This window comes from Aureliella helgolandensis (assembly GCF_007752135.1).
Classification (GTDB): domain Bacteria; phylum Planctomycetota; class Planctomycetia; order Pirellulales; family Pirellulaceae; genus Aureliella; species Aureliella helgolandensis.
On the sequence record NZ_CP036298.1, the window covers coordinates 6,424,512 to 6,445,810 of the forward strand.

15 protein-coding genes are annotated in these 21,299 nt (G+C 55.5%); 6 read left to right on the forward strand and 9 right to left on the reverse strand.

The window, feature by feature from the left end; all coding sequences use genetic code 11:
- Nucleotides 1–5: 5 nt before the first annotated feature.
- The 4 genes from Q31a_RS22555 to eno all read right to left on the reverse strand — a co-directional run bounded on the left by Q31a_RS22555 (nt 6) and on the right by eno (nt 5,321).
- Nucleotides 6–668: a hypothetical protein gene (locus Q31a_RS22555; RefSeq protein WP_145082813.1), complete on the reverse strand. Its 663-nt coding sequence runs from the start codon at nt 666–668 to the stop codon at nt 6–8.
- Nucleotides 669–674: 6 nt separating this feature from the next.
- Complete coding sequence (locus Q31a_RS22560) at nt 675–1,874, reverse strand: glycosyltransferase (RefSeq protein ID WP_197355532.1); 1,200 nt, start codon at nt 1,872–1,874, stop codon at nt 675–677.
- A gap of 13 nt (nt 1,875–1,887) precedes the next feature.
- Entirely contained in the window at nt 1,888–3,852 is a 1,965-nt protein-coding gene (locus Q31a_RS22565) for a serine/threonine protein kinase (protein WP_145082817.1), read from the reverse strand.
- A gap of 188 nt (nt 3,853–4,040) precedes the next feature.
- A complete protein-coding gene (gene eno / locus Q31a_RS22570) occupies nt 4,041–5,321 on the reverse strand; it encodes a phosphopyruvate hydratase (RefSeq protein WP_145082820.1) in 1,281 nt (426 codons plus the stop codon).
- 354 nt (nt 5,322–5,675) lie between these two features.
- Between eno and Q31a_RS22575 the strand changes: the two genes are divergently transcribed.
- The 3 genes from Q31a_RS22575 to Q31a_RS22585 are packed head-to-tail and all read left to right on the forward strand — an operon-like array spanning nt 5,676 to nt 8,940.
- Nucleotides 5,676–6,287: a riboflavin synthase gene (locus Q31a_RS22575; RefSeq protein ID WP_145082822.1), complete on the forward strand. Its 612-nt coding sequence runs from the start codon at nt 5,676–5,678 to the stop codon at nt 6,285–6,287.
- Nucleotides 6,288–6,290: 3 nt separating this feature from the next.
- Nucleotides 6,291–7,220: a 16S rRNA (adenine(1518)-N(6)/adenine(1519)-N(6))-dimethyltransferase RsmA gene (gene rsmA / locus Q31a_RS22580; RefSeq protein WP_145082824.1), complete on the forward strand. Its 930-nt coding sequence runs from the start codon at nt 6,291–6,293 to the stop codon at nt 7,218–7,220.
- 4 nt (nt 7,221–7,224) lie between these two features.
- Entirely contained in the window at nt 7,225–8,940 is a 1,716-nt protein-coding gene (locus Q31a_RS22585; protein WP_145082826.1) for a serine/threonine-protein kinase, read from the forward strand.
- A gap of 254 nt (nt 8,941–9,194) precedes the next feature.
- On the opposite strand, the gene pheA is transcribed toward Q31a_RS22585, so the two are convergent.
- Nucleotides 9,195–10,280 carry a prephenate dehydratase gene (pheA, locus tag Q31a_RS22590; protein ID WP_145082828.1) on the reverse strand — a complete coding sequence of 362 codons (1,086 nt, stop codon included), beginning with the start codon at nt 10,278–10,280 and terminating at the stop codon, nt 9,195–9,197.
- 119 nt (nt 10,281–10,399) lie between these two features.
- On the reverse strand, nt 10,400–10,639 hold the full coding sequence (locus tag Q31a_RS30970; RefSeq protein WP_231690895.1) for a hypothetical protein: 240 nt from the start codon (nt 10,637–10,639) through the stop codon (nt 10,400–10,402).
- Nucleotides 10,640–10,808: 169 nt separating this feature from the next.
- Here Q31a_RS30970 and dnaK point away from each other — a divergent pair, with 169 nt between their 5' ends.
- Together dnaK and clpB are read left to right on the forward strand one after the other, a co-directional pair.
- Complete coding sequence (gene dnaK, locus Q31a_RS22595; RefSeq protein ID WP_145082830.1) at nt 10,809–12,743, forward strand: molecular chaperone DnaK; 1,935 nt, start codon at nt 10,809–10,811, stop codon at nt 12,741–12,743.
- Nucleotides 12,744–12,872: 129 nt separating this feature from the next.
- Nucleotides 12,873–15,527, forward strand: a complete 2,655-nt coding sequence (gene clpB / locus Q31a_RS22600; RefSeq protein ID WP_145082832.1) for an ATP-dependent chaperone ClpB — start codon at nt 12,873–12,875, stop codon at nt 15,525–15,527.
- Between the two features lie 566 nt (nt 15,528–16,093).
- Here clpB and Q31a_RS22605 read toward each other — a convergent pair.
- The 3 genes from Q31a_RS22605 to mraZ form a co-directional block, all read right to left on the reverse strand.
- On the reverse strand, nt 16,094–17,023 hold the full coding sequence (locus tag Q31a_RS22605) for a DUF481 domain-containing protein (RefSeq protein WP_145082834.1): 930 nt from the start codon (nt 17,021–17,023) through the stop codon (nt 16,094–16,096).
- A gap of 78 nt (nt 17,024–17,101) precedes the next feature.
- Nucleotides 17,102–18,055 (reverse strand): 16S rRNA (cytosine(1402)-N(4))-methyltransferase RsmH, encoded by a 954-nt coding sequence (gene rsmH / locus Q31a_RS22610; protein WP_145082836.1) that lies wholly within the window; start codon nt 18,053–18,055, stop codon nt 17,102–17,104.
- Nucleotides 18,056–18,521: 466 nt separating this feature from the next.
- Nucleotides 18,522–19,040 carry a division/cell wall cluster transcriptional repressor MraZ gene (gene mraZ / locus Q31a_RS22615; protein WP_145082838.1) on the reverse strand — a complete coding sequence of 173 codons (519 nt, stop codon included), beginning with the start codon at nt 19,038–19,040 and terminating at the stop codon, nt 18,522–18,524.
- 415 nt (nt 19,041–19,455) lie between these two features.
- On the opposite strand from mraZ, the gene Q31a_RS22620 reads away from it, so the two are divergent.
- On the forward strand, nt 19,456–21,264 hold the full coding sequence (locus Q31a_RS22620; RefSeq protein WP_197355533.1) for a flagellar basal body P-ring protein FlgI: 1,809 nt from the start codon (nt 19,456–19,458) through the stop codon (nt 21,262–21,264).
- Nucleotides 21,265–21,299 lie beyond the last annotated feature (35 nt).

Sequence of the window (21,299 nt, forward strand, 5' to 3'; positions counted from 1 at the left end):
TTGCTTCAAACTCCCTTGGCGCGGAAGGCTTTAAAATCTTTACCATCGCTTTTGATGCCAGCCCGAGCCAACAACAAGCTCAACCGCAAGGCATCCGCATCCTTCAAACGCACGCCACGCACACACTCCGCGATGGATTTCACTTCACCACGAACGTAGATCACACCGCCTTGCATCCCTAGGCCCAATTCATCGCCAGCACCGTTGCCCAAGACCAGAGTTCCGCTTTGCATCGCAACTCCCGCTCGATTTCCAACCGTACTACGCACGAATACATCAGCACCGCGCAACCCTAGTCCACAGCTGCCACCAGCTTTTCCGAGGACGAAAATAAACCCTCCCGCTGCGTACGCTCCCAAGGACTCCCCAGCGGCGCCTTGAACGGAAATCGCTCCCGACAGCATCGAATGCCCACAGCAATCGCCAACATTTCCACTAATCTTGTAACTTGCTTCAGCGGAGAGCAGGCCGACAAAATCTCCCACAGTCCCTTCAATTTCCAAATTCAAGGGAAGTGTTGTTCCTGCGCCGACTGCGTTCAACTTGCGCTGTGGATCAGCTTGTAAAACGACATTCTGCTCGGCAACACATACACGCAGCCGCGCGGCCAAATCCTCGGACGTCATATTTTGCAATGAAATTTCATTGGAGAATTCACTACTGCTCACAACCAACTACCTATCTCTTTGAAAAATCTCACCAAACAATTCTCGCATTGTCTCTAACCAGGTCGGCAGGGCATGGTACTGCTCAACATACTGCTCCGCCAATTTGGCGCGTTGCGTACCAGATGCAGGATCTTCCAGGCAATCGATCATGCCATCTGCCAAAGTTCGCGGATTGGCAACCGGGACGCACACCCCTCGAGTATTCTGTCCCAACAACTCCCGCATCGAACCGCCCGCATCTGTCGAAAGAATTGGAGTTCCCAAAACCATGGCCTCCAAGGCCACGTTGGCCAGTCCCTCATACTCACTCGGAATACAGAGTAAGTCGGCGGACCGCAGTTGAGGATAAGGATTCTCCAAGTAGCCGCTAAAAAAGACGGAGGATTCCAGGTGTAGTTGCCGAGCGAGTGCTTCGAGCTTGGGGCGATCGGGTCCATCGCCCACCAGTTGAAGCTCGATGTTGTAGCCCTGCTCACGGACCAGTGAAACCGCTCGGAGCGCCTCCTGCTGTCCCTTTTCAGCAGACAAGCGGCCCACGACGAGTACTCGGAAAGGGGTTGCAGTCGAATGAATCTTGGGAGCCGGAAGCAAGCCCGGTTCGCTGGCTGCGGCAGGGGGCCCAGGACTCGCCTGTTGACTTGAGAGTCTAATCCCCTCAATATCCACGGGGCTCGGGATGACGCGGATTGCCTCGCGGTCGAGCCGATAGTATTCAGCGGCATCGATAGCTACGGTATTGCTAACCGCAACGGCAACGGCCCTTGGGTCGGCATAGGCCCGGCGCAATAGTCGACGCTTGAGCCAATGAAAATGCTCGGGACTGCTGGCGAAATCGCGGCTAGGAGGACTCACAATCACCGAGACGCGTGGCACTCCAGCGCTTCGACAAGCGGGGGCCGTCACAAGAGTCATATGAAAAGTACGATCGTAGACCAGGTCAATTTGAGCGTCCGCCAGCGTCTGCTTCAAATGCGCAACTTGGCGACGGTGGATTCCACCCGGCCAGAATCGCGTCTTCTCCGAAATGTCTTCCCAGAAACTGGTGACAGGAATCCGCGTTGGAATACGATCTAGATACACCCCACGCCGATAATGCAAGTAGAGATGCGATTCGAATTGCGGTGGTTCAAGTTGGGTTAACAGTTGCCATAGCTGTCTTTCACTGCCGCCACCATCGAGCGAACCACTACATCCCAATACACGCATGCTTACCCGGTCCCTACTCCGATTCCAACTTGGCACGCAATCGCTTGAGTTGTTGCCCGGCCCATGGTTTATCGCCATAGAGGAGCTCGAGATCTTGGAAATAGGTTTGCAGTCGTTCGGGAGAGAGTGATTTCTCTGCCGATTGAATCAGATTGGCAAGCTGTGTGGCTGCCTGCGGTAATTCAGCCCCCCCGACGGGCAATTGGACACGAGCGGCGTACTCCGCCAATTCGACCAATCGCGCCTCATGCGCCGGTAGGTTGGCAACTTGCCCGAAGATCGACAAAAAGGCAGCTAGCTTCTCCTGCCCGACTTCGAAGCTTTCCATCCTGGCGGTCATGCATTCGAGGAACCCTTGTTCGGCGGCCGACAATTCCTCGGCTCCCCCATTGCGTGAGGCGCGTCGTCTGAGGACTCGGGTCAAGCGCACGAGTTCCGATTCGTCGATCAGCGCCTGCACTTCGGAACTACGTTCATCGCCAGCAAAACGGCTTACAAACTCTTCCATTTCGGTGCGCATTTCGATGAGCTGGGCATCATCACCAGATTCAGCTGCAACGAGGATTTGTCCATAGAGTTCGTCTGCGGATCTCGGTTGCAACATCCACACCAGGAATCCAAGGCTTCCGAACAGCAACACGATCATCCCGCCAATCGATCCCCACTGTAGCCAATCGGCCCTCGAATCTTCGACCTCCTCCTCGATGCCAAATTTGAAATCGCGCGGCTGCGCCTCTTCAACGGGAGTGTAGTGGGTTGGCCCGCCGCTGGCGGGCGGTTCCTCGAGCAGCTCTTGCGATTCGAACTCGCCAGTAAACTCACTCTCCTGTACCGAATTTTTGGCGTCGCCTAGCGAGGTTGGAGGTGACTTGGCAATCGACGGAACGGAGAAATCCGCGGGAGCCAGCATGGTTTGTTGCTCATGAGTCTCCAAGGGGATTTCGCTAGACGGCGATAGAACCTCTGCACCGGACGCGGCATCCTCCCCTCCCACGGCTGTGACGCGCAAATCGCGATCGTCCATATCCGAGAGATCTAAGGATGTTAAGTGAGTCCCGATAGCAGTCTTCCCTCCTGCGGGATCCGGCTCAGTCGGGCTGGCTAGACTCGCTTGGGTGGAGTCTTTCAGGCCCCCTGAGGAACGCATTTTTTTCAATCCCTGCTGAAGTGCTTTGAGGCGGTTGCCCAGCACTAACGCGTTGGGGGGCCGTTTCGAAGGCGACTTCTCAAGCAATTCATGGATTAACTCGACTAGTTCTGGAGGGACTCCAGCGACACGTTCTGCCAGGTTGGGAGGTGGGTTGTAACGCACCGCATAGAGGACTTCAGGCACACTCTTTCCACCAAAGGGAGCCCGACCACACAGCAGCGCATAAAGCACGCCACCCAAACTGTAGAGGTCACTACGAACGGTTACGATCTTGCCTTCGGCCTGTTCAGGAGGCATGTAATCGGCGGTGCCAATTACCGATCCGACCGCAGTCATCTCGGAAAGCCCGAAGAGTTTGGAGATTCCGAAATCGGCAAGCTTCACGTGCCCACTTTTAGTAAGCAACAGATTCGCAGGCTTCAAATCCCGATGGATGATGCCCCAATCGTGCGCATGCTTCAAGGCCGCAGAAGTCTCGATTCCGATTTGCAGCACCTGCTCCCAGGGTAGCTGTCCACTCTGTCGCAAGTGATCGTGCAGAGAGACTCCGTCCACATACTCCATCGTATAGAACAACATTCCACGCTCTTCGCCAGCGCCTGCGAAACGCACAATATTGGGATGGCTTAGACTATGGAGCGTCGTGATCTCGGCGTGGAAACGACGGCGAAAGCGTGCCGAATTTGCAACAGCAGCAGCGATCACTTTGATCGCCATCACCTTGCCACTCCGGTTGTGGACCCCCTTATAGACAGTCCCCATCCCTCCCCGCCCTAAAATGCGCTCAACATGATAGGGACCAAGGTACTCAAATTCGGGCTGATTCATTGAACTTAGGGTCCCACGCGCAGAAAATCGATGCGAATTCCAACCGTGCGTTAGGAGGAGGAGGGCACGGCTGGAAATTGAAACAGTGCAGGTTTAATTCAGTTTAAACTAAACCTGCACTTCTCGCATTGAATCGCGGTAAGCCAAATGGCCCGAGAGAATCCGGCAAGCGGAAATTCAGCGACGCCTTAGCCACGCTTGGGGAAGAGCGGACCGCCATATACGGCTGTCGAACCAAGTTCTTCTTCGATACGCAGGAGCTGGTTGTACTTCGCCATGCGATCGCTACGCGAAGCTGACCCCGTCTTGATCTGCCCCGTCGACAGGCCCACAGCTAAATCGGCAATGAAGGAATCTTCCGTTTCACCGCTGCGGTGACTGGAAATCGAAGTAAACCCGTTGCGGGAAGCGAGCTGGATGGCTTCGATCGTTTCAGTCAACGTGCCAATCTGATTGACCTTGATCAGAATGCTGTTGGCAATGCCTTCATCGATGCCACGACGCAGGCGGTCCACATTCGTAACGAATAGATCATCGCCGACCAGTTGAACCTTGTTACCAAGCTTTTCAGTCAACAGCTTCCAGGTATCCCAATCGTCTTCGGAACATCCATCTTCGATCGAGCAAATGGGATACTTCGCAACCCAATCGGCCAGGAAGTCGACCATGTCCGATCCCGACAGCTTCTTGCCATCAATGTTGTAGACCTTAGCCTTTGAATCATAGAACTCCGTAGCGGCGACATCCAAAGCGATGAAGATCTGCTTGCCCGCTTCATAACCAGCCTGGTCAATCGCTTCCATGATCAGGTCGAGAGCTTCCTGGTTGCTCCCCAAGTCGGGCGCGAACCCGCCTTCATCTCCAACGGCGGTATTCAACTTGCGGCTGCTGAGCACCTTCTTGAGATTGTGGAAGATCTCCACGCCAGCCCGCAGCGCGTCACTGAAGTTGTCAAAGCCCAGGGGCATGACCATAAATTCCTGGACATCGACCGAATTATCAGCGTGTTGACCACCATTAACAATATTCATCATCGGCGCTGGCAAGATGTGTGCCCCCGCTCCACCCAAATATCGGTAAAGGGGAAGCTGAGTGCAGACGGCGGCAGCCTTCGCCACAGCCAAAGATGCCCCCAGAATAGCGTTAGCTCCCAAACGCTTCTTGTTGGGAGTACCATCGAGCTCGATCATGACCCCATCCACTTCTCGCTGCATGACTGCATCGAGACCGATCAACGCGTCGGCGATCTCACCATTGACATGATTTACAGCCTGAGTAACGCTCTTGCCCATGTAGATCGACTTGTCGCCATCTCGCTGCTCCCAAGCCTCATGCGCACCCGTACTAGCTCCACTAGGAACCGCGGCGCGGCCGATGGAGCCGTCCATCAATTCCACTTCGACTTCAACCGTTGGATTTCCGCGGCTGTCAAGAATTTGGCGACCGTGTACGGATTGGATGATGCTCATTTTTCGCTCGTGCTTTCTTCTTGTTTTGGGGACTGCCAATTCAACGATTGGGCCTCTATTGTGCCGAAAGCAGCCTAAAGCACCAGTCCTGCAAAGGATGGAATTTATCCATTACCGCGATCTTCATCGAGCCGCTTACGACCCACCCTAGAGAGGGAGTGCGAACCGAAAGTTACTCTGGAACGTAATCCACGATGCAATTTCTCGTTGGAAGGGACGAATGCTGAGGTAGGCCAGCCGAGAGTTCTAGCCGTCGCCTACCTTAAAAATTACCCCGCTCACGTATAGTATGAGTAACCACAGTTAGTATGAGTAACCACAGTTTCCAATTGTTTTCTGTTTGAGCGGGCGTCTATGTTTTCCGGTTTGATCGAAGCGAAACCCACCGTATTGCGAATCGTCCCAGAAACAGGCGGAATTCGCTTAGTGTTGCAGCGCCCCGAGAGTTTCGAAGATCTCAGCATGGGGGCTAGCATTGCGGTCCAAGGTTGTTGTCTAACCATTGTTGCTTTTTCGAGCACGGAGATGGAGTTCCAAGCCGGAGAAGAAACGCTCTCCAAGACAACTCTGCGCCACTTTCAGCCTGGAGATGAAGTAAACTGTGAACGGGCGTTGGCGTTGGGAGACCGACTGGGGGGGCACTTGGTGACAGGCCATGTGGATGGCACGGGGAAACTTCGCAGCCGTAGCGACGAAGCCGAGTGGTCCGACATGGTCTTTGAATCCCCCCCCGAACTCTTGAGACAGATGGCTTCGAAGGCCTCCATCACTGTCGATGGGGTGAGTTTAACTCTTGTTGACGTCACCGCAGAGACATTTTCAGTTGCCCTCATCCCTCACACCCTTCAAGAAACCAGCTTGGGCAGCTTGGCTTGTGGCAGTAGGGTCAATCTAGAAACGGATTTGCTGGCCAAGTATGTTCAGCGACAACTTCAATTCACTATGCAGGGCAATTCGCTCAATTAAACAATGTCGGAACGTCAAACACTTAGCTACCTACAGCAGCGCTTCGCGTCGTCTCGGATTCAACCGCAGACACGTTTTGGCCAAAATTTCTTGATCGATCTCAACTTGGTTAACCTCATCGCCTCGACGGCTGAGCTGGGGCCACGAGATGTGGTCCTGGAAGTTGGCACCGGCATGGGCTCGCTAACGACCATCATGGCAGCCGAGGCGGGGCATGTTGTCACGGTGGAAATCGACCACTACCTAGCCCCCCTAGCTCGTGAGGAGTTTGAAACGCTGGATAACGTGACCCTCTTGGAACAAGACGCGTTGAAGAGCAAGAACAAGTTGCACCCTCAAGTGATCGAGACGCTACGGGAAAAGGTTGCACAAATTCCCGGTGGCCGCATTAAACTGGTAGCCAATCTACCGTACAACGTCGCCACACCGATCATTTCCAATTTGCTCGACATGGACCCGTGGCCGGTGCGGATGGTAACGACCATCCAGCGAGAATTGGCAGAGCGGATCGTAGCGCGTCCGCGAACAAAGGATTACAGCGCCTTGACCGTCTGGATCCAGGCGCAGTGTCAAGCAGAGATTGTGCGGATCATGCCGCCCAGCGTATTTTGGCCACCGCCGAAGGTCGAATCTGCCATCCTGGATATCCGGCCCCAAAAAGTCATGCGGAAGCGGATCGTCGACCCCGCTCATTTCCATAGCTTGGTGCGTGGCATTTTCATCCACCGACGCAAATTTCTACGATCGGCACTATTCAGTGCCGTCAAAGATGTGCTCACCAAGCCGGAGGTCGATCAAGTACTAGCGCAGATGGAACTCGATGCGAACACTCGTGCCGAACAGCTGACGCCGCAACAATTGCTCGATCTAACCGATCTCGTGCGGCTCATGGCTGCCGAGAAAGCATCGACGCCAACCGTCGAGGATCGGTAGCCCAATGAGTAGTGATCTTCCGTCCAAAAACCTGAATGCCATAGGTCCCTCCCTAGGGGATTCCATCGGTGCGTACCGCATTGAACGGAAACTGGGAAGTGGCGGCATGGCAGAGGTCTTTTACGGAGTGCACGCAGAACTCAATCGGCCGGCCGCGATTAAGGTTTTAAGGGCATCGCTGGCCGCCGACGAAGTTCATCTACAGCGTTTCATGCTCGAGGCACGTGCCGCTGCCGCCTTGATCCATCCCAACATCGTCCAGGTCTACGATGTCGGCAAGGACGGGCAATACCGCTATATTGCCCAGGAATACATTCCCGGAAGCAATTTGCGACAGTACATTTCAAGCCCAGACGCTGCTTCGGGCAGCAAGCCTCTGCCGGTACAGACCTTGATCCGCGAAACGGTCGAGCTCGGTTTGGATGGAACCGGTGTCTCAACGGCCGCTCCGCGTGCGGTGGACTCACCGAATCCCGAAGTGCCCAGTTCTCCGCTTTCGGCCGTCACCGATCGGCAGCTCCCCATTACCGAAACGCTGAGCATCCTTCTGCAGGTTTTGGCCGCGCTCAGCAAGTCGGCTGCCAGCGGGATTGTGCATCGTGACATCAAGCCTGAAAACATCATGCTGACGATCGACGGCGAAGTGAAAGTTGCCGATTTTGGACTCGCGCGAGTTCTGCTGGGCGACGATCCGCAGCTAACCCGAGCGGGCACCACACTCGGTACTCCCATGTACATGAGCCCTGAACAAATTCAGGAGGGAGTCGTCGACGTGCGGAGCGATTTGTATTCGCTGGGGGTGACTCTGTACCATATGCTTTGCGGTCGTCCACCGTTCCTCGGTGAGACTCCACTGGCGCTGGCCATGCAACACGTCCAAGCTCCCTTGCCCGACATTCGTCAATGGCGCACCGAGCTTCCCGAATCCCTCGTGACACTCGTCGAACGACTATTAGCCAAGTCGCCGCAAGACCGCTTCAGCAGTCCCATGGAGACGCTCGAGTTCCTGCGTCAACATCGCAACGGGGACTTGGCGGTTTACTGGCCAGAACAAACAGTGCCATTGCCTGGCGCCGCGGTGCGTTCGGGGACCGGGCCCATGCAAGCGACCATGCAACTCGAAGCTCGGCTGCGCAAGAAGCGCAGGAGCCTCGCCGGGCTCGTGGGCATGACATTATTGGGCCTTGTCGCAGTCACGGGCTCCTTTGGCGTAGGCGCGGCTCTCGCTTATAAGCAAACCAACCTGTTTGACACCACTGCGGACGATAACCTGCCAGAAATCGATCCCAAGGGAAGTCCCGCAGAGCAGTACAACGCTGCGCTATTAAGCCCTGATAAGAACGCAGCCCTGTTTTTGGCGGTAGGACGCTACTTTCCCCCCAGCGAGAATGACATTAATCTCTATTGGGGAAGTCTCGCTTCCTTGCAATTGGCGCGCATCTATAGCCAAGCGCCGAACACCCGCCCCCAAGCCATCGAATTGCTCCGGGACATCACCGAGGAACCCAAAAATGTGGATGTCATACGCGCGCTGGCTTGGCTAGAGCTGGCTGAAATCGAACTGGGCCAAGACAAGTCGAAAGAAGCACAGCAAGCGATCCAAGAAGCGCGACGCATCGAACAGGGAGGCGGAGTTGGACGCCGACGAATGCGGGAGCTTCTCAGCGGCTGCATCCAAGTCATGTCACCGGAGCTGCAAGCGCTATGGACGCCGCAGTAATTCGAGGCGGCTTGGTAGGGATACTTTTTCTTTAGCACTGCGGATTCAGCAGGGCGGATTCAGCACGGCTTGGGTTCTCGGAGCATGCTTGGCAATCGAACGAGCGTTTCCACCGCCATGGCGTCAAGCTCTTCGTCTAATGTTGGCCGTGTTGAATGATGGCGGCTCGCCTGTAGACACGCGTCGCGCGATTTACGGCGTTTCCCCGTCCCCACTACAATTCGTCAATCAACACAGGGTTGTGCTTGCTCGACCTACGAAACCACCACGCCTCTCGCGTACGAGCCCAACAACTCCAAACGGAGTGTCTGCTGCTTGAGCTTCTCTAGCACTTGCGCAATAGCCGGGGTGTCGCGGTGTCCCTCGAGCTCCACGAAAAACAAATATTCGTTGGGGCAATTGGGGAGCGGAAAGGACTCGATCCACGTCAGATTCACCTCGGCCATCTGAAACGTGACCATGGCGTCAGCCAGCGCTCCGGGGCGATGCTCCAACTGAAACATCAGCGAGGTTTTGTCGCGACCGGTGGGAGGGCTGGGGCGATTCCCGATGATGGCAAAGCGAGTCACATTGTCTTTTTGGTCTTCGACGTTTGCCTCGATGACTCGCAGCCCGTGGTGCACTCCCGCTTCGCGACTGGCAATGGCAGCCACTCCCGGTTCGGTTGCGGCGGTTGCAGCGGCGGTCGCCGTACTGGAAACTTCCACCAGTCGCGCCTCGGGAAGATGCTCTGCCAGCCAGCGTCGGCATTGCGACAGAGCCTGCGGCTTGCTGTGCACCTCATGGATCTCCGTCCTGGCACAGCGTCCGAGCAAGAAGTGGTGAATCGGCAGCAAGACCTCGCCACAAATTTCCACCGGCATCTTGGCAAACATGCCCAGCGTATCAACCACGCGTCCGTCGGTGCTATTTTCGATCGGAACGACCCCCAGTCCGGCATGCCCTCCGGCCACCTCCGCGAAGGCGCCGGAAATGGTCGCTACCGGCACAAAGTCAGCTCCCAAGCCGAAGAACTTGACTGCGGCGAGGTAGCTGTAGCTGTAAATCGGCCCCAGGAAGGCAATCTGTTGGCATGGACGAGTCCCATGCACGCACAGATTGTCGCCATGCATCAACCATTCCATCAGGCGCTTCGGGGAAACGTGGCTAACAGGCCCAACCTCTTCGGCCAATTCCCGCAAGCTTTCGATTTGCGGCAACACGACTCCCGGATTGTCTAACTGCCGTTGGCGACAGATCTCCATCCGCTCGGTGAGCAATTGGAGCAAACGTTGATCGAGCTCCAAGAGAGCGTCGTCCGCAGTGCCATGGGGATGAGGACGATCAGAAGAAGTGTTCATAGCGCGAGTGTGGAGCGGGGCAGGGGGGAGATAACGGATACACGACTCGAACCAGCGGAGAGGACTCCGAGGATCAGGCAGTGACAACAGGACAAAAGTGCGGAGATAAGTATAGTCGCCTAGCTGGTACTGGCTGAGCCCTGGGCACCTAGATTTTCGCCGGCAGGCCCCATGCAAGTCGGCGAGCTGTCAATTTGGCACTTAGCGACGTGTGCGGATAGGTCACTATCCTGCCTCAATTCCCTCAGCAAGACGCCAGCTTGTCGGCGCGCGGACTCCGCTGCGGACATTTTAGGATTGGACCGATTGGCTCCCAGAAAGATCGAGCCTAGGAGGTCAATCGCAAAACTTTGCAGCACAACAATCGCATTTTGGCACAGCGATTGCAGTTGCTAGACATTGACTCAATCGTAGCAAAATCGGCACAGCGGCCGAACGGCAGTAATACGCACACAAATGATAAGACCGCTGAGCACTCTTGCTGGTGGTTGCTCTATCGAATTTAGGAATTTGGAAGGAGAACGCAAAGTGGCTCAAGGCGAAAAAATTATCGGTATCGACCTCGGCACAACCAACTCGGTGGTTGCCGTCATGGAAGGCTCCGAAGTCAAGGTAATCCCCAATGCTGAAGGGAACCGCCTGACACCGAGCGTCGTTGCCTACACAGACAAGGATGACGTCATCGTCGGTGAACCGGCACGGCGTCAAGCGGTAACGAACCCCAAGCGTACGGTCTACTCGGCTAAGCGTTTCATGGGACGACGGCATGCGGAGGTACACTCCGAAGAAAAGATCGTTCCCTACGAAATCGTCGGTGGCGAGAGCGAATATGTCAAAATTGGCATTGGCGACAAGCAACTCACCCCGCAAGAGATCTCAGCGACAATCCTGCGAAAGCTCAAGGAAGCCGCTGAAGCCTACTTGGGACACCGCGTTAGCAAAGCGGTCGTGACCGTACCGGCGTATTTTAATGACGCTCAGCGTCAAGCGACTAAGGATGCCGGACAAATTGCTGGTCTGGAAGTAGCCCGGATCATCAATGAACCAACTGCGGCCGCATTGGCCTACGGCCTCGACAAAGAGCGTGACCACAAGATCATCGTCTTTGACTTGGGTGGAGGAACCTTCGACGTTTCCATCTTGGAAGTCGCTGCAACTGGAGATGGAGATCAGCAAAGCAAAGTCTTTGAAGTGATTTCGACCAGTGGAGACACGCACCTTGGCGGAGACGATTTCGACGAGGCGTTGGTGACCTACGTAGCGGGCGAGTTCAAGCGGGACCACGGCATCGACCTGCGTAGCGAACCGATGTCGCTGCAACGTCTCCAAGAAGCTTGCGAAAAGGCCAAGAAGGAACTCAGTTCTGTTCCCGAAACCGATCTCAACCTTCCGTTTATCACCGCGGACGCAAGCGGCCCTAAGCACTTGCAGATGAAGATCACGCGCGCTAAGTTCGAAGAGCTCATCGACGCTCTCATCCTACGTTGCAAGAAGCCTGTCCTACAGGCGCTCGAAGACGCCAAGATGAAGCCTGGCGATATCGATGAAATCGTACTGGTGGGCGGTTCCACTCGCGTCCCCAAGGTGCGGGAAATCGTCAAAGAGATTTTTGGCAAAGAACCTCACCAAGGGGTCAACCCCGACGAAGTCGTAGCGATTGGTGCTGCCATCCAAGGCTCCGTCTTGGCGGGCGATCGCAAGGACGTATTGCTGCTCGACGTCACCCCACTAACCCTGGGCATCGAAACAGAGGGAGGCGTCATGACCCCGCTCATCGAGCGCAACACGACGATTCCAGCAGAACGCAAAAATACGTTCTCCACTGCCGCTGATAATCAAACGGCCGTAACGGTACGGGTCTCCCAAGGCGAACGAAAGATGGCGGCACAAAACCGCTTGCTGGGCGAATTCAACCTTGAGGGCATCCCACCGGCTCCCCGCGGAGTTCCTCAGATCGAAGTCAAATTCGACATCGATCAAAACGGTATTTTGAGCGTCTCGGCTCGGGATTTGGGGTCGGGTAAAGAAGCCTCTGTCCGCATCGAACAATCTTCAGGCCTGAGTAAGGAGGAGATTGAAAACATGCAACGTGATGCCGAGGTAAATGCTGAAGAGGATCGTCGCCTATTCGAACTGGCCGAGTCTCGCAATAAGGCACAGCATTTGGTGTATCAGCTTGAAAAGCAGATTAAGGAAAATGAGGACAAACTGACCGATGGCGACCGAGAGCCTATGAATGCCGCGATCGAAAAGGTCAACAAGGCAGTCGCTGGCGAAGATGCCGAGGCAATCAAGTCCGCCACCAGCGAACTCGAACAGGCCGCCCAAGCGTTCAGCAAGACTCTCTACGAAAAAGCTGGAGCCGCAGCAGCAACCGGTGGAGCACCAGAAGCTGGAGGAGAGAACCAGTCCTCTGGAGACGACGATGCAATCGATGCAGAATTCGAAGTTAAAAAGGATTAGGTTTTAAAACGATCCTCTTAATTCACTTAAAATCTCCCATGGGGTGCCTTCTTGGCACCCCATTTTCATTAGTAGTTAGTGCAACACTTAATCGCCATTTTGGCACCCACCGTTTGAAAGGAAATCGCCATGAGTTTTCGCTTCGACAAATTGACAGTCAAGAGCCAAGAAGCCATTGCAGCAGCTCAGGCGCAGGCGACCGAACTGGGCAATCCAGATTTGGACAGCCTCCATGTCCTTGAAACGCTACTTCGAGACCAAGAGGGCATCGTCGTCCCCATCCTGAAGAAATTGGGGGTCAATGTCGAACAACTACATTCACTAGTGAATCAAGAAGTGGGGCGTTTGCCAAAGGTCAGCGGCGGGCGTGAGCCGCAATTGGCCGAGGGACTTCGCAAGACCCTAGATGCGGCTGCCAAATCAGCTCAAACGCTCAAGGATGAGTACGTCAGCACCGAACACCTCTTGCTTGGTTTGGTAACAACTCCCGGCAAAGCCAAGGACATGTTGCAACTGCTGGGTGTCGGCGAAGCGGACGTTCAGAAGGCATTGCAAGCGCTCCGTGGAAGTAGCCATGTGACCGATCAGAATCCCGAAGGCAAATTCAATGCGCTTGAGAAGTACGGTATCGATCTGATCCAACAAGCGATGGAAAACAAGATCGATCCCGTCATTGGCCGCGACGAGGAGATCCGTCGCGTCATTCAAGTTCTATCGCGACGCACCAAGAACAATCCCGTTCTGATTGGCGAGCCCGGTGTGGGCAAGACCGCAATTGTCGAGGGACTGGCACTCCGCATCGTACAGGGAGACGTGCCTCAAAGCCTGAAGAACAAGTCAATCGTGGCTCTGGACCTGGGTGCCCTTGTGGCCGGAACTAAGTTTCGTGGTGAGTTCGAAGAGCGGCTTAAAGCGGTGATTCGCGAGGTTAAGGATGCCGATGGCTCCGTGATCTTGTTCATCGACGAATTGCATACCGTGATCGGTGCCGGCGCAGCCGAGGGAGGGAGCGACGCGGCCAATCTGCTCAAGCCCGAGCTGGCTCGCGGCGGCCTGCGATGCATTGGCGCCACGACCCTGGACGAATACCGCAAGTACATCGAAAAGGACGCCGCGCTCGAACGGCGTTTCCAACCGGTATACGTGGGCGAGCCGACGGTAGAAAGCACCGTACAAATCCTGCGAGGCCTGAAGTCCAGGTATGAATCGCACCACGGGATTAAGATTCGGGATTCAGCCTTGGTCGCTGCCGCCAATCTTTCCAACCGCTACATCACCGATCGATTCCTGCCCGACAAGGCTATCGACTTGATCGACGAAGCCGCCAGCCGGCTAGCGATGGAGCGCGAAAGTGTGCCCGCAGAAATCGATGCCGTTCAGAGACGCCTGCGCCAGCTTGAATTGGCTCAACGGCAACTCGTCGAAGAATCCGATGAAGGCACCGAGCGGCAGCTCGAACAAATTGAAAGTGAGATGGAGCAACTCCAACACACGTTAGCCAACTTGCGCGAGCAATGGGATGCAGAGAAGCTCGGTCTCAATGACGTGCAATCGATCCGCAAGCAACTCGACCAAGTTGAACTCGAATTTCAGCAGCTTGAAACCACCATTCGTGAAAACCAATCTGCCGGTGGACAGGTTCCAGAGAACGATTACCAGCGTCTCTTTGAGCTCGACAAACAGCGTCAGAGTCTATCCAAGCAAATTGAGCGCGATGAACAGGATTCGGAAAAGCGACGGGATGACATTCAGCCATCCGACAAGCCCAAGTTGCTGCGAACCGAAGTGACTGCGGATGAAATTGCGGCAGTGGTGAGCAATTGGACCGGGGTGCCCGTGACACGCATGTTGGAAACCGAACGCGCCAAACTCCTGGTCATGGAAGATCGACTTCACCAGCGTCTCATCGGTCAGGATGCCGCAGTTGCAGCGGTGTCCAATGCGGTCCGCCGCAGTCGTAGCGGACTGCAAGATGCCGATCGTCCCATCGGTTCGTTCCTATTCTTAGGGCCTACCGGCGTCGGCAAAACCGAACTGTGCAAAGCCCTCGCAGAAATCATGTTTGATGATGAACAGGCGATGGTGCGCATCGACATGAGCGAATTCATGGAACGCCATTCGGTCAGCCGCTTGATTGGCGCGCCTCCCGGCTACGTCGGCTATGAAGACGGTGGCAAGCTGACCGAGGCGGTGCGTCGTCGCCCCTACTGCGTCATTCTCCTCGATGAAATGGAGAAAGCCCATCCCGACGTGTTCAACATCTTGCTTCAGGTGCTCGATGATGGACGCCTCACCGACGGGCAGGGCCGTACGGTAAATTTCTCGAACTGCGTTATTGTCATGACGAGCAACATCGGCAGCCAAATCATTCAAAAATTGACTGCCGAAAATGCCAGTGAAGACGAGCTGGCCGAAGCCATGCAAGATGCACTACGCTCACGCTTCCTGCCAGAGTTCCTGAACCGGATCGATGACACAATCATCTTCCATCCTTTGGGTGCAGGTCAAATTCACCGTATCGTAGAGCTTCAATTAGACGACTTGCGCAAGCAATTGGCTGACCGCGAGATCGAACTCGAAGTGACTCCAGCGGCCATCGCGCATATCGCCGAAGTGGGCTACGATCCGGCCTACGGAGCGCGTCCCCTGAAGCGCGTCATCCAACGAGAGGTGCAAAACCCGCTGGCGACCGAGCTTCTCAAAGGCACTGTCGCTGAAACGGGGCGAGTGCGCATTGACTGCGTGGATGGCCAATTGGGATTTGAAATCGAATCCACCGACTAAATCGGTGGTCTGGTATAGCATGTCCCACGGGACGCAAACAAGGGTAGCCACCCGTTGTGCGTCCCGCTCTGGGGCAATCCCCAAGCAGGCGTCTGCCATCCCTCGACGCGTTCCTCGGGCTTTACCGGGGAACGTGGTCTATTGGGGGCTACTGGGGGATCCACCTCTTCGCAACAAGTCCCCGCTCCTAGAACACTCGGCCTGGAAGCCTCCGGCTTACCACAGCTTTGCCACGGAGAACTGAGCGATAGCCCGATAGCGACACGCCACCAGCCGTCTTCATCTTCCCGTCTTCATCTTCCCGTCTTCATCTTCCCGTCTTCATCTTCCCGTCTTCATCTTCCCGTCTTCATCTTCCCGTCTCAAGCTTTCTGCGAAAGCGTTTGCCCGAATATGCAGCAGCAATGTGGAGGCAGGGAAACATATCTGGACGTAGCGAGGGAAGCTATAGAGCTGAGAGGGCAACGAACGTTGGGGTGCGTGCAAGCGAAGAGCTGCCGAACACCACTGGCCCATCAGTGCCACACGAGGCCAGTGGAAACAAACGAACGCGGCCAGACTCGCGCCTAGAACTTGTAGAGCAGCAGGGCAGAATAGTTGACGTCATTCGGCTTGGCACCATTGGGAGTGCTGTCATAGCGATCGACGGCGCCTAGTTTGAACGACAGGTTGCCGTCTTCGTCTAACAGGTACTCCCAAGCCAAATCGGAGACGAGTCGAAAGTTGCTGAAATTCTCCCACTCTGGGAAATAGTCGACTTTGAGGATGACTTTATTGCGTTGGGTGAGCTGGTGCTCGTAGTCGCCACCAAACAGAGCTTCTGGCACCCAGCTATTGTCTGGACCACCAAATTCTCGCGAAGCACCTGCACCGAATCGACTCGCCAGGGTCAGGTCCTCCGTTTGGATGAAGTTATAGCCCAGACCCGAGCTGATGTTGTAGCGGAGGTCAAAGGACTTAAATTCATCGTACTCCAGGCCGTTTTTCACGAAGTAGGTCCACTTGCTGTTGCCCAAATATCGTTCAAAGTCGACATACATCAATGCATTGTTTTGAGTCTCGGTGCCGCTCGCATTCGTCCGATTGTGCGAAATTCGAAAGTCAAAGTTGGTAAAATCTGTCTTGCGTTTGAGTCGCGCACCTGTCTGAAAACTCATCGATTCCGCATTGCCCGCGGAACCATTGATCCCGACTTCAGCACTATTCTTCCATCCATCCATGGGCCACCAGGTCCAGGGGACGTACCATGCAACTTGTCTCTCTGGAGCGAATCCGGACGAATCTTGCTCAAACACACTAGGCGTCCCGACGACTGACGGCCCAGCAGGACTCAAGGGTGGAGGGGGAGCCAGCAAACCGGGCGCTTCGGGAACACTGGGAAAGACCAATTCTCCTGGCTGGGAAGTGTAACGATTTTCCTGCGCGAGCAAATCGGAGGGCATCGCCAGCAGCAGCATGAGCCAGAGTGCAGCGTATGGGAAGATAAATCGTCTCATGCGAAGAAACCTAGGGTGAATCAAGGACAAAGCGTTCACTTCTAGGAAAATCGATCAGAATTCGCAAGTCCGATGTTTTTACTTGTTACGAACCACTAATCCATAATTGTATGGATCGGCTTCCACGACGGGAGTAATTCGCCGCGCCACTCGCAGTTTCGCACTTCGCGCACGTGGATTCACGTTAACTTCGTTTTCTGCTGCCTGGACGGGTCGGCGTGTGACGACTTCCAAACGAGGGTCTTCGCGAAACGCGTACTTGACCAAGCGATCTTCCAAGGAGTGAAAGCTGATGATCAACAGGTGCCCGCCCAACTCCAAACACTCGGGTAAGCGCTCTAAGGCGCGCTCCAAGATGCCCAATTCGTCATTGACCACGATTCGCAAGGCTTGAAAAGTACGGGTTGCCGGATCGACTCTTCCGTGACGTCGCCCACCGCGTGGAGAGGGGCGACTGCGCGGAACGCTGCTGTAGATGATGTCACGCAACGCATCTGCAGTTCGAATGGTTTCCTCACGTCGACGGTCTACGATACGTCGCGCAATCCGGCGACTGTAACGCTCTTCACCATACTGGTAAATAGTGTCTGCCAAGGTGGTTTCGTCCACTCGAGCCAGCCACTCCCACGCAGGCTCTCCACTGGTCGGATCAAATCGCATGTCCAACTCGCCTTCGGTCTGAAAGCTGAAGCCGCGATCTCGATCTGCCAATTGATCGCTGCTCAGGCCCAGATCCAACAGAATGCCATGCACTTTGGCTCCGCCGAGCTCATTGAGCACTTCGGGCAGGTCATCGTAGGAGGCATGCCGCGCGACAACGTTATCCCCCAGCGTTCCGGCGAGCGCTTCGATGACTGCTGGATCACGATCCACGGCCAGAACCTGCCCGGTTTCCCCTACCCGCTGGGCAAGCAATCGACAATGCCCCCCGCCCCCTGCGGTGCCATCCGCCCAACGTTGCCCTGGAAGTGGATTTCCCAATTCAAGGATCTCCTTGGGCAAGACAGGTATGTGCACGGTAGCATTGGACATAGGATTTGAGTGCAGGTCAGAAGTAGATAGAAGCGGGGGAAGCTCCTCATTATCCTGCGATCACTCGACGAGCCAACTAGGGGTTCCCAGATTCGGGCATCCAGGGCTCGGAACCTTGCCGTAAGCCCCCCCTAACCCTTGGGCTGCCCCTCAGAGACGGCATCGACTGCCGCAGACGAGATGCTGTATCAGGTCGCGGAAACATCCATGTCTCCGCATATGACCCTCAACAGTGCACTGGACATGTCGTAGAAATGTCCAGCGCCCCACAACTTCTCCCGTTCCGTGGGAGAAAATGGTGAAACCCACGAGACCTTTTGAATTCGCCCCGTTTGTGGCTACTCAGCTAGTGGCCGCAAGCTGAATCAGGGTCTCACCATGTTGGTTCGCGATCTTCTCCAGCCCCAGGTCCAACGCCGTTTCCCCAGGGGTACAACCTTAACGTCAAAAACTATTTGTGAACGCACTAAGCCTGCGGCGAAACCGGATTCGCCACCTGAAACACATGCTCTGCCAATTCATCGTAAGACGGCTGAGTACTGCTCAGGAAGGCATCCCATTGATTCGCATCCCACAGTTCAATCCGATCACGCACTCCCACCACAACGACCTCCGCAGTCAAATCAGACAACTTGGCCAACTCTGGAGGAATACGCAACCTTCCTTGTTTATCAATTTCAGCGGGCTGAGCTTGGGCATAAAACAAGCGACTGAAGGCGCGAGTCTCTTTGGCGACCGGACTCAACTTACTCAAGGTGTTGCCAATTTGCTCAATCACCTCGGCAGTGTAGATCACCAAAGACCGGTCGGTGCCCGGTGCGATGAATAATCCTTTTTTATCCGGAAACCCCAACGCATCTCGCAGTTGTTTGGGAATAGCTAGCCGCAGCTTGTCGTCCAACGATCTGCGGTAACTCCCCGTCAACAACATAATTTGCGTAGGCTCTACGTTTAAGTAGCTTTGAAGTGCGGGAGGATTCCCCACACCGTTTCACTGTCAAACTCCTCCTGAGTCCCCACTCTCCTCCATTGCGTCCCACTGAGCCCCAAGGATATCGATCTATGGGTCCAAGTCAAGCTGGAGAGGCTCGGATTTAGGTAGCTTTTGAACGTAGGTCTAATAGCAGTGCGGACTTCCGACTTCCAACATTATTTCACTAGGCCGACGCTCGCACCCCCTGCACGAACTGGGTGCATTCTACAAGCCAGAAGAGCCAGCCCTGCGCGGTGGAACGTGGTGAAGTTGGGGGTTTTTCTTACTTGACCCCAAGCTCGCTAAAGCTGTAATGTCCGCGTTATCTCGCGATGCGCATGGAAAGCGTTGCTTGAGCCGGGACGTGAAAACTCCGGGTCAAGTTTTGCCGGGACGCAAGTTCAAACTGGGATGCAGGGAATTTCGGATGCTCGAAAAACAAGAATTGCCTCATGTGGGTCAACCAGCGACTTGCAATCGTAGGGCTGCACTGCGTTTACTGCTTCTCGGCCTACCGTTGAGCGCAGGCTGTTTTTCGCCTTGGTTTGCCCATAAAGAACCGGTATCCGATTCACAGCTACAACGCGATCGCATCAAGGAGTCGCTGACCAATGCGACACGCCCGCACCTCGTGCGGGAGATCGGTTTTGAACGCGATTTGACGGGTGCCCCATTGCAGAACGTCGGACTCGTCACCTCCCTGTTGGGGACCGGTGGAAAGGTCAAAGCCAGCGCACCTCGCGAGAAGATGCTGGATTTCATGCGTCGCAACGATACCGAGAACCCCAATACGCTCTTGGACGATCCCAATACCGCCATGGTGGTCGCATCAGTGGTGGCTCCCCCGGCGGCCCGCAAGGGGGAAGTCTTGGATGTGATCGTTCAAAGCTCGACACACGCCGAAGCAAGCTCGCTAGAACGCGGCTGGTTGCTCGACACACCTCTCCTGGAGATGAAGAGGCTGGGCGGGCAAGTTCGCGAGAGCTTCAAGCACGCGAGCGCATCAGGCCAGATCATCACGGTGGCGGAAATCACGGGCAGTACCGAGCCAGCGGATCAAACGCGGGGCACGATCATCGGTGGAGCCCGCATGCTGAAGGGGCGCGAGCTGGGAATTGGCATCGAACCGGAGTTTGCAGATGCTATCACCATGGCGGCCATCCTGCCGGCGATTCAAACCCGTTTTACGATCTTCAACGGCCGCAAGCAGACTGGCATCGCTACGCCCACGGAGGACAGCCACATTAGTTTGGAATTGCCCAAACGCTACGAATTAGACGCCTACCACTTCATCAACGTGGTGTTAAGCGTCGGCTTCAATGAGTCCCCCGAAGAGCGCGCCGCGCGGATCCAGACACTCCGTCGCCAGATGATCGAACCCACCACGGTCCGTCAAGCAGCCTGGCAGCTCGAGGCCATCGGCGAAGAGGCCAAGGAGATTTTGGCCGAAACCGTTGCCCACCCCAATCCCGAAATTCGCTTCTACTCGGCGCATGCCTTGGCCTACTTGGACGATCGCCGCGCTATCGCTCCGCTGTCGCAACTCTGCCTGGAGCAACCTGCCTTTCGCGCCATGAGTCTAACCGGCTTGACCGTCATCGACCATTTCGATGCCGAGGAAGCCTTGCGCCAGCTACTGCACGTGGCCGATGCGGAAACTCGGTATGGCGCGGTGCGTGCGTTGCGTTATCGAGACGCACGCGATCCCCAAGTTACCGCGCAAGCGATCGAACAAACGGGGCAGATACTGGACATCCCATCGGAAGGCCCACCGCTGGTCGCAGTCAGCTTGTCGCGCGTGCCCGAGATTGCCTTCTTCGGGGCCCCCCCTCAGCTCACCTTGCCTGAGTTCGAGTACGTGAACCCACGAATGATGATTCGTCGCGAACCCACGGGCGGGTTTTCAGTCAATCATTTCGAGCCGGGCAAGGCTGATCGCAGTACCAAAGTGTCTGCCGATCTCCGTAGCTTGCTGATCGGTATTGCCGAGGTGGGAGGAACCTACGGCGATTGGGTCAGCATCATTCGAAAGTGCCGAGACAGCGGCTACATGGCGGAACCGGTGGCCATGAATCCCATCGCCGATGCGGGCCGCTCGTACAATCGCGTCACGAGCGCTACGCTCGAACCTGGTGAAAAGCTGTATGACGACACGTTCATCTACACGCCACCGTCTACCGAAGAGGACCGCCAATCATCCAAGGACAAGACTTGGTACAACCCGTTTTCTTGGTAATGCTCCTCAGCCGCCTCCTGACAACGTCATCTCGA